The organism is Micromonospora sp. NPDC048040, from assembly GCF_055587185.1.
In genome coordinates this window covers 1-8,039 of sequence record NZ_JBVJGT010000113.1, presented here as the reverse complement: position 1 = coordinate 8,039, position 8,039 = coordinate 1, and the positions used below count along the sequence as shown (strand labels likewise).

The window sequence follows — 8,039 nt, the reverse complement described above, 5'->3', positions numbered from 1 at the left end:
TGGGTGGTCATCGACGATTACGGCGCTCAGCTGCTCCTCGTCTGCCATCTGGACTCCATTCGCACGTACTCGCCATAGGTGTCATAGTCGACTGCAACCTGCGCGGAGGCCGCGGTGACCATGTCGGACCAGAGCGCCGCTGCAGAGCGAGCCGACGGCGATGTCCCCGGCCCGCGCCGTCACTCTCTACGGTGAGTGGCGGGAGGGCGGAGGGGTGTCGCGGACCAGGCAGGTCCCGGATGGCGCACCCGTCGTTGCGTCGATCGGCCATCGGTCGAACAACTGATGTATCGCAGACTGTCGCTTCCTAGTTTCGTCCCCGGATATTCCGTGAACACATTGGGACCCAGGTGGTGGGCATGGACGGGATCGGTAGGCGGACTTTCCTGCGTGTGACGGCGACAGCGGGCGCGGTCGCCGTCGCAGGCGTGACCGTGGGGACTGGGGTGGCGGCCGCGGCCGTGCCCGGGTTCTACAACCCCTTCACGGGGTATCCGATCACCGAGACGTGGGAGGGGCACCTGGCCCGCGGCTCGCTCGGCGGAATCGACTATGGCATGCCCGTCGGCACCCGACTGCCCGCGGCGGGCGGCGGTGTGGTCTACAACGACCCCGACAACGGCACCGGCGGCTACACGGCGGTCATCCACCACGACAACGGCTACAAAACCCAGTACCTGCACCTGTCCGGGTTCGTCGTGGCGAACGGCACCCGGGTCGCGATGGGCGACATCGTCGGGTTGTCCGGCGGCTACCCGGGCGCGCCGGGCTCGGGCTCCTCGACCGGCCCGCACCTGCACTGGCACATGAACGACCCCTCCGGCAGGCGCATCAACCCGTTGGCGTTCCTTGGCGGTGACGCGCCCGCGGGGGACACGCAGGTGTTCGAGACGGCGCACAACTCCGGCTGGCAGCCGCTTCCGGTGGCCTCGATCGTGGCGTCGAAGGTGAGCGCGGTCCTGCGCGCGGACGACACGAAGATCATCTACTCGGTGCGTGACGGGTACGTGTACGAGGCGGCGAGTAACGCGGGATGGCGCAACCTGCGCGTGCCCGACCTGGACGGCGTGTCGGCGATTTCGGCGATCGCCGTCGGCAGCGGGGTCGTGCTCTACACGATCCGGTCGGGCGCGTTGTGGGAATGCGCGAGCGGCGACTGGGTTCCGTTCTGCGTTGGGTACAACGGAAGTCCGATCTACGCGGACGCGGTCGGCGCGGTGCTGCGGTCCGACGGCACACGGATCGTCTACACCGTGCGCGACGGCGCGGTGTTCGAGGCGGCAAGCAACGCGGGATGGCGGAACCTGCGGGTGCCCAACCTGGACAGCGTGGCAGTCGTGTCGGCCATCTCCCGCAACGGGATCACGACGCTCTACACGATCCGCGCGGGCGCCCTGTGGGAGGCCTCCAGCGTCGACTGGCGGCCGTACGCCGTGGGGTACAACGGAAGTCCCATCTACGCGAATGCGGTCAGCGCGCTCCACCGGCCCGACGGCACACGGATCGTCTACACGGTGCGCGACGGCGCGGTGTTCGAGGCGGCAAGCAACGCAGGATGGCGAAACCTGCGGGTGCCCAACCTGGGCGGAGTCGCTGCCGTCTCCGCCATCTACGCCAGCGGCACGGAAATCCTCTACACCCGGTGACACCGAAACGAGCGGGACACACCATGAATCGTTTGCCGAACGCGCTACCGCGGCGCGTTGGTCTGCTGGCCCTAGCAGGGCTCATCGCCGTATCCGGGCTCGGCTTCCCCGGTGAGGCACGCGCCGCCGACAACTCCAGAACCGCGTGGGACTTCTTCGTCGGCAAGGGACTCACCGCGGAACAGACCGCGGGCATTCTGGGCAACCTAGCGCAGGAGTCCAACATCAACCCGCTGGCGCAGGAGCCCGGCGGTCCTGGCCGCGGGATCGCGCAGTGGAGCACCGGCGGCCGCTGGGACACGACCGCGAACGCCAACGCGACCTGGTACGCGGCGGTGACCGGCCAGAACGTGTGGAGCCTGAACGCGCAGCTCGGCTTCATCTGGTGGGAGCTGACGAACATCTCGGGCTACGGGCTGGCGCAGTTGCGGGCGTCGAGCACGATTGCCGACGCGACCGTCGCGTTCCAGGACCTTTACGAGCGCTGCGGAACCTGTCACGAGTCAACGCGGATTAGCTACGCGACGAACTACTACAACCAGTACGCGGGCACGACCCCGCCCGCGTCGAACACGCAGGTGTACGAGACAGCGGACAACTCCGGCTGGCAGCCGCTTCCGGTGGCCTCGATCGTGGCATCGAAGGTGAGCGCGGTCCAGCGCGCGGACGGCACGAAGATCATCTACTCGGTGCGTGACGGGTACGTGTACGAGGCGGCGAGCAACGCCGGGTGGCGGAACCTGCGGGTGCCGAACCTCGACAACGTCTCAGCCGTGTCGGCGGTCGCCTTCAACGGCGGGACCGTCCTCTACACGATCCGCGCGGGCGCGGTGTGGGAGTCGTCCAGCGTCGACTGGCGGCCGTACGCGGTGGGATACGACGGAAGCCCGATCTACGCGGACGCGGTTAGCGCGGTGCTGCGGGCCGACGGCACGCGGATCGTCTACACGATGCGGGACGGCTACGTGTACGAGGCCGGTAGCAACGCCGGCTGGCGAAACCTGCGAGTGCCCACGTTGAGTGGTGTGTCGGCGCTGTCGGCCATTCCCTACAACGGCGGCACGGTGCTGTACACGATCCGCGCCGGCGCGGTGTGGGAGGCCGGAAGCGGCAACTGGACGCCGTACGCCGTGGGATACAACGGTAGCCCCATCTACGGGAGCGGTCTGTCCGCCATCTCGTTGGCGGACGGCACGAGAATCGTCTACACGGTCAACAACGGCCGCGTGCACGAGGCGGCGAGCAACGCGGGCTGGCGGAACCTGCAGGTGCCCAACCTGTCCGGGGTCAACTCCGTCTCCGCCGTCAACGCGGGAGGCACCAAGGTCCTCTACACCCGCTGACGCCGGACGGCACCTCAGTGACGGGGGTGCCTCCGGCAAGCGGCCCGGCGTTCCGCGAGGGCGGCATCCCTGGACCAGCATGGAACCCTGCCGGACAGGGTCCAGGCCGGATGTCATGCCGATGCCGGACCGGCCAGGGCGACAGGGCCGCCCGTCCCCACCCCGACAGGGGCCGGGCGGCCCATCGCGCGGTGCGGCGGTCAGTCCGTGGCCAGCACCAGCGCCTTGTGCCACGCGCTCGGTCGGCGACGCGGCGCCGGAAACTCCATGATGTCCCCCTCGGCGATGCGTCCTGCCTCTTGGTCGAAGCCGTAGTGGCGGAGCCCCCAGACGATGAAGGCGGTGTCGAAGGGGCCCAGACGGTGCCGACGTGGTAGCCGAGGGGATTGAGCGCCTCCCCCTGCGCGAGAGTGCGTTCGCCCCAGCCGGGGAGCCATTCGGAAGCCGCTGGGCCGATCTCGTAGCCACCGGGGTGCAGAACGTCAGGACTGGTAGGCGGGCGTCCAGCCACGGTCCTCGGGCCGCTGTCGCACCGCCGGGCGCGAACTGCGGTTCTCGTGCAGCGCGAGCAGGACCACCGAGGTCAGTACCAGCATCAGGCCGGTCCACTGGCTCGTGTCGAGTTGCCCGTCGAGCAGGGTGAGTCCGACCACGGCGGCCGTCAGCGGGAAGGCCAGTTCGGCCAGGGCCGCGCTCGACGCGGGCGTGTGCCGGAGGGCGTGGTAGTACAGCGACAGGGCGAGCAGGCCCGGTACGGCCGCGAGCAGCACCAGCCGCGGTACCAGCTCCACCGGAACCGTGACCGGCGTGCGGGTCGCCGCGGCGAAGGTGGCGAGGGTGACCAGTCCGACGGTGAACCGAAGCGTGGTGACATGCAGGAAGGACAGTTCGGCGCTGACCATCCGGCCGAGGACGGTGCCGGCTGCCCAGAGCGCCGCGGCCCCGGTGGCCAGCCCGGCCGCAGCGAGGCTGCGGGGGTGCATCCCCAGCGGGTCGGGGAACGCCAACAGCCAGGCGCCGACGACCGCAGGCACCGCGAAGAGGGGGAACCGCCGGTTCACCCGTTCCCCGAGCAGCGCGGCGGCCAGGACGATCGCCAGCGCTGGTTGCAGCTTCTGCAACACCTGCGGGGTGATCGGGTCGCCCAGCCGGAACGCGGCGGTGAACAGCGTCGTGGCCAGCGCCGAGGAGCCGGCTCCGATCACCAGCACGGCCAGCTTCGTCCGCACGGAGCAGCGGGCGAGGGTTCGTACGGCCGGGATCAGCCAGGGCGACACCAGGATCACGCAGTTCCGTGAAGCCGCCGGAGTCGCATGCCCACACGCCGCAGCCGAAGGTTCCGGCCTTGCGGGTTGGCCAGTCGTCTCCTGTGCTGCGGTAGTGCTTCAGGGTGTTCGCCGAGATGAACAGCGGCACGCTGCCGATAGTCAGCCAGTGGGGCCGGTGCGCGCCGAGGTAGAACCGCACCTGGCGGCTGGGGTCGCCACCGATGCCGTCAATCAGCCACGGGCTGAGGCGCCCGGCGTCCACCCGTTTGACGAGTTCCTGCAGATCCCGGCTTCTGGCACCGAACCGTGATGGAGTCATGGGTGCACGCTGCGAGGCCAGGGTTGCCCGGTCAGCGAGCTGCGCCGCTACCAACCGTCGACGGAGTCGGATCCCGCGTGCCGCCGCGGCGATGCCACCGCGACCGTTCGATCAGCGCAACGCCCTCGTCGCCGGGCATGGTCTCGTGCGATCAGGACCACGCGACCTTCCCGCCACGGCTGCGCTACCGGGTCGCACTGAACACCGCCAGCCACACCCCGCCGGGTGTCCTCGACCGCGCCCGGTCGAGATTGGCGGCCAATAGCCATATCTCATGGGTTCCGAAGGGTTCCGGCTGGCGGCCGAGACGCCTAGCCATATCGAGACTGATCTAGGTCTTTAGCAAGACCGGCGCGGTGCCGCCAGCCGGACCCTTCACCTGGCCGTCCGGGATCGGCTCCGGCGCATCGGGCGAGCTGGCCTCTCCTGGAGACCGGCACCCGGGTGGCCAGCAACGATGTGTTCTTTTGCCGTGGTTCCAGCCGCCGGCGCAGACCACCCCTACGCCGTATCGCGAAGCCGTCGAGCTCTTCGACCAAGACCGGGGGCTGTGCCGGTCGCTGGGATCACGACCGGCTGATCGGATGTCGCGCCGCTGAGCGCTTCCATGAGAGTGCCGCGTGATCCCGTCCAGTGCTGGACGACGCTGGATCTGTTGCGTGAGAAGGGATTCGAAGGTTGAGAGTGTTCTGTGGGATCGACTGGTCCGAGCGGCATCACGATGTCGCCCTGGTCGACCAGGACGGGCAACTGGTCGCTCGGCGCCGGATCACCGACGACGCCGCTGGGTTCGCCGTCCTGTTGGAGATGTTGGCCGCTGCTGGGGACCAGTTGGACGAACCGGTGCCCGTTGCGATCGAGACCCCGCGTGGGCTCCTGGTGGCCGCGCTGCGGGCGACCGGGCGGCCGGTGTACCCGATCAACCCGATGGCCGCCGCCCGTTTATCGGGATCGGCACAGCGTCGCCCGCCGCAAGTCCGACCACGGCGACGCCATGATCCTGGCCAACATCCTGCGCACTGACCAGGCCATGCACCGACCACTACCCGCCGACTCGGAGCTGGCCCAGGCGATCAGCGTCCTCGCCCGCGCTCAGCAAGACGCGGTATGGCACCGCAACCGCATCGCCAACGAGCTGCGCTCCCTGCTGCGCGAGTTCTACCCCGGGTTTCTCGCCGCGTTCGTCAACCGTACCGACGGCCTCGCCGCACCGATGGCACGCCGGGTCCTCGCCCTCGCGCCGACCCCGACCGCCGGCGCCACGCTCGACATCGACGAGGTGACCGCCGTACTCCACGGCGTCGGCCGCAAACGCGGCATCATCGCCGACGCCGAAGCCATCACCACCGCACTACACGCCCCACAACTACGCCATCTCCCGCAGGTGGAGCAGGCGTTCGGCCGCCAAGCCGCCGCCCTGCTTCGGCTTCTGGACGCGGCCTGCGCCGCACTACGTGACCTGACCGACGCTACCACCGAGGCGTTCGGCAGCCACCCCGACCACGACATCATCACCAGCTTCCCCGGCCTGGCCGAGGTCTCCGGCGCCCGGATCCTGGCCGAGATCGGCGACGACCGTACCCGCTTCGCCGACGCCCGCGCCCTAAAGGCGTACGCCGGCTCCGCACCCATCACCCGCGCCTCCGGCCGCAGCCGCACCGTCGTACACCGACGGGTTAAGAACCAACGCCTCGCCGCCACCGGCTACGTATGGGCCTTCGCGACCCTGATCACCTCACCCGGCTGCCGCGCCCACTACGACCGACGACGAACCGCGGGCGACCGCCACGCCTCCGCCCAACGCAACCTGTTCAACCGACTCGTCGGCGTCCTGCACCACTGCCTCACCAGCCGCACCACCTACGACGAAACCCGCGCCTTCCCGGTACCACCCACGCCCACCGAGGCGGCTAACGAGCACCCGGTGGGCTAGCTGGCGCGTCCGATCACCTCCTCAACCAGGCGCACCACCCGCTCGGGGTACTCCTCAGGCGCCAGGTGCCCTGCGCCTGGCAGCACCTTCAGGTCGGCGGCAAGGGACCGTGGCACCGCCCGCCATAGTCGCGACGGCGGGAGGAACACGTCGTGCTCACCCGTCGCGACCGCCATCGGTGCCCCAGTCGCCCGCCGTAGCGTGGCGGCGGGCAGTGGGAAGGGCGCGAGGCTGGACCGGCACTCGCGGGCAACCAGGGTCATCCACTCCGTCAGGACGGGCGACGGGTGGTGCCCCGGTCCATGCATCACCCGCAGCAGGCGGGCACTCCGGCTGCTGGTCGGCCGGGTCAGCCATGGCAGCGTCGCGGCCAACACGCCGGCAGTGACCCGCAACCGGACCACGCCAGCCGGCGCGATGAGAACTCGCCCCGCCACCCGTGGCGACTCACAGGCCAGAGCGGTACCACCACCGAGGGAATGGCCGACGATCACCATCGGACCGGTCGCCGCCCGATCGAGAAACTCGCCGAGCCACTGTCCGTACCACCCCAGCCCTCCCCGGGCGGGACGCCCGGCCCCACTGAGGCCAGGCTGACCCGGCACGTCGACGACCCACACAGACCACCGCTGCGCTAACGCCTGCGCCAAGGGCAGGCACGTCGCCGCGTTGAAGTTCGTGCCCGACAGCACGACCACGGACGGCGCACCCTCACCGACGGACACCACATGCGTATCGCCTCTGCTGGTCGGTACCGAAAACCGCTCGTGCGGCACCGACCAGCGATCAAGCTGATCGGAACACCAACCTTGAACCCGGCGCTGTCCCTGGACACTGCGGTAGATCGAAGCCACAGGACCACTATCGCTTCCCGGAACGCCCCACGTGGCACTGGGCCCAGGCCGGATCGGCAAAGCGAACGCCTCAACCCCGCCAGCTTCGATGAATCTCGAACAGGTTGTCCGGACGGGACAGCCACACTCGCTCGACCTGCACCAGCTCGACCGCGCCCGGTCGAGCGCAATTGGCCGCCAATCGGCATATCTTGCTGCCCCAACCAATCCAAGATCAACAATCCTGGCAGTCACGCGCTCTGGGCCGTTACCACCTGCCCGCCCGATACCCGCCGCAGACCAAGGCCCGATCACCGCACTTGACAACTACGGACCATCGAATGTCTTGCTCCGACCGTGGCGGGTTTGATCCGATGCAGTCCTCGCGACGGTTCCTCCGCCGTTGCCGAGCAACTCTGGCGGAAGTGGATGATCGAGGAAGACGACTTCTTCAGAACCGACGGCACCCGCGATCGTGCCGACCTCACCATCGACACCGCGCGCCGGGGATGATTCCGACTCTGCCCGCCCGGGACGATAGAAGATCGGCATCTACTGGCACGCGTATGCGGCCCGCGCAGCCCGCCACCTGGATGGTTATTGGACTGTACATAGCTCCTCTGTCAAGCCTCGGGTACGCAGTTGGTTCGTAGGGCCTGGTAGACGACGTCGGATAGGCGTCGTTTCAGCACGCGGA

5 protein-coding genes and 1 pseudogene are annotated in these 8,039 nt (G+C 69.1%); 4 read left to right on the top strand and 2 right to left on the bottom strand.

Translation table 11 applies throughout. The features are described from left to right. Positions 1–359: 359 nt before the first annotated feature. Positions 360–1,646, top strand: coding sequence for a M23 family metallopeptidase (locus ACZ6O2_RS36130; RefSeq protein WP_466026163.1), 1,287 nt, complete (start codon positions 360–362; stop codon positions 1,644–1,646). A 23-nt stretch (positions 1,647–1,669) separates the two neighbouring features. Next, a complete protein-coding gene (locus ACZ6O2_RS36125) occupies positions 1,670–2,989 on the top strand; it encodes a phage tail tip lysozyme (protein WP_466026162.1) in 1,320 nt (439 codons plus the stop codon). Between the two features lie 482 nt (positions 2,990–3,471). On the opposite strand, the gene ACZ6O2_RS36120 is transcribed toward ACZ6O2_RS36125, so the two are convergent. Further along, positions 3,472–4,275, bottom strand: a complete 804-nt coding sequence (locus ACZ6O2_RS36120) for a DMT family transporter (RefSeq protein ID WP_466026161.1) — start codon at positions 4,273–4,275, stop codon at positions 3,472–3,474. Positions 4,276–5,254: 979 nt separating this feature from the next. On the opposite strand from ACZ6O2_RS36120, the pseudogene ACZ6O2_RS36115 reads away from it, so the two are divergent. Next, positions 5,255–6,509, top strand: a pseudogene (locus tag ACZ6O2_RS36115) (IS110 family RNA-guided transposase). On the opposite strand, the gene ACZ6O2_RS36110 reads toward ACZ6O2_RS36115, so the two are convergent. Beyond that, complete coding sequence (locus ACZ6O2_RS36110) at positions 6,506–7,363, bottom strand: alpha/beta fold hydrolase (protein WP_466026160.1); 858 nt, start codon at positions 7,361–7,363, stop codon at positions 6,506–6,508. The pseudogene ACZ6O2_RS36115 and the gene ACZ6O2_RS36110 sit on opposite strands and share 4 nt — an antisense overlap. A gap of 336 nt (positions 7,364–7,699) precedes the next feature. On the opposite strand from ACZ6O2_RS36110, the gene ACZ6O2_RS36105 reads away from it, so the two are divergent. Next, positions 7,700–7,855 carry a hypothetical protein gene (locus tag ACZ6O2_RS36105; protein ID WP_466026159.1) on the top strand — a complete coding sequence of 52 codons (156 nt, stop codon included), beginning with the start codon at positions 7,700–7,702 and terminating at the stop codon, positions 7,853–7,855. Positions 7,856–8,039 lie beyond the last annotated feature (184 nt).

Bases quoted from the DNA above. Each gene is read 5' to 3' on its own strand.
- ACZ6O2_RS36130 (WP_466026163.1), top strand. From the start codon at position 360: ATGGACGGGATCGGTAGGCGGACTTTCCTGCGTGTGACGGCGACAGCG.
- ACZ6O2_RS36125 (WP_466026162.1), top strand. From the start codon at position 1,670: ATGAATCGTTTGCCGAACGCGCTACCGCGGCGCGTTGGTCTGCTGGCC.